The 1,728-nt window shown below is 36.2% G+C and carries 2 protein-coding genes; one reads left to right on the forward strand and one right to left on the reverse strand.

Features of this window, described 5'->3' with window-relative positions; all coding sequences use genetic code 11:
* The first annotated feature begins 245 nt into the window (after positions 1-245).
* Positions 246-1,031: a hypothetical protein gene (locus MICAI_RS16845; protein WP_008204918.1), complete on the forward strand. Its 786-nt coding sequence runs from the start codon at positions 246-248 to the stop codon at positions 1,029-1,031.
* Positions 1,032-1,039: 8 nt separating this feature from the next.
* Here MICAI_RS16845 and MICAI_RS16850 read toward each other — a convergent pair whose 3' ends face one another.
* A complete protein-coding gene (locus MICAI_RS16850; protein WP_008204920.1) occupies positions 1,040-1,495 on the reverse strand; it encodes a DUF29 domain-containing protein in 456 nt (151 codons plus the stop codon).
* Positions 1,496-1,728 lie beyond the last annotated feature (233 nt).

The raw sequence follows: 1,728 nt of genomic DNA on the forward strand, positions 1-1,728 counted from the left end.
CACTCCTTTAGAAGATAATGTTTCTACCACGAATGACGCCGGCGAGCTTGATTGTGATAATGGCATTAAAATTAATTAAAATAACTCCAAAAATCTTTTATTTTTGTTGATAAGTAAATGGTTATAATTATGAAGGGCGTGATTTGTAGGTTAATTCATCGTAGGGTTAATTCATGAATTAACCGCGATGGTAGGGTTAATTCATGAATTAACCCTACACTGATTATTGACTTTTATTTAAAGCTATGGTAGGCGCAAAAAAATCTCTCAATCTATCCTTACTTAAAACTCTTGGTTTAGTCGCCGTCATCGGTGGACTAATCATGGCTATTGTGGAAATGCAACAGGAAAAGGTGAAAACCTTGACCAAAGAAAAATTATTAGAGAGAAATTATCGTCAAGAATCTCGTCTAGAAAATGCTCAGGTTGAGTTATTAAAAAATATGCCAGCTTTTGGCTTTGATAATATGTTAGCCAATTGGTCAATGTTACAGTTTATACAATACTATGGCGATGGGGATGCTCGCCGGGAAACTGGTTACGGTTTAAGTCCCGATTTTATGGAAATTGTCACCAAAAATGACCCCAAATTTATCCGCGCCTATTTGATGATGTCCGTCGCTTCTTCTGTCAATGCCGGCAAACCGGAAAGAACCGTTGAGATTATGAATAAAGGTTTATCAAAACTAACTCCTGATGTTACCGATGCCTATTTTCTTTGGTTATATAAAGGAGTGGATGAACTATTATTTTTAGGTGATATTCCCGCAGCGAAAAAATCCTATCAAATGGCCGCCGATTGGGCGAAAATTGCCAGTAATGAATTTATCGAAAAATCCGCTAGGGGAACAGTGAAATTTTTAGAAACTAATCCCGATAGTCGCGCTCCTAGAGTCGGTGCTTGGATGTTAGTCTGGATAAATAGCAAAGATGAAGAAACCCGCAGGTTAGCTAAGGAAAATATCGAAAAATTGGGCGGTAAATTGGTGATTAATAATAATCAAGTGATGGCAATTCCCCCCAAAGATTAGGGTTTGACCTATTTTTCATCTTCCCAAAACTTATGATTTAATAAACCATCAATATCCTCAGCAAAGGGACAAATATCGGGAAAATTAGAGTCTGGATAATCCTCTTTCACCGCTTCTAAAGCTTCTCGATAACATTCTTCTAAAATCTCTATCATAAACCTTTTTAAACTAGGAGAATACTTAAATTCTTTCTTCAACTCCTTGCGAAAATTTCTAATTTCAATTTCCCACCCTCGATAACAATCGGGAAGAACCACATAACAACGTTTTAATAAATGTTCTAATAAACGAGTTAAAAAATTATCGACCGCTTTGCGTTGACTTTTCCCCAAAGACTCCACCTCCTCGATCAAATTCTCTAAATCAACTTGAGATAAATCCCCAGATTTTAATTGTTTGACGGTTGCTTCTATCCACAAAGCAAAATCTTGATCATACAGATTTTTTACCTTGGCTAAAGTCATAATTTTGACCTCCTCTGTTGACTAATTACCTTTATTTTACCGAAACTTGGCCAATTCAGACTAAATCCGGTTATTAAAGACTGATTATTTATTCCCCTTTTTGCATGAGTGTATGAGTAGAAAACGGGTTTCTCCGAGAAACCCGTTTTCTGTGCGTTACTCAACGGATTTAGTATTAAGTAGCTGGTTTTAATTAAATTAAAAATGGATTTTAGGTTCGATCCCCCCTTAAT

Source organism: Microcystis sp. T1-4 (genome assembly GCF_000297435.1).
Lineage (GTDB): Bacteria > Cyanobacteriota > Cyanobacteriia > Cyanobacteriales > Microcystaceae > Microcystis.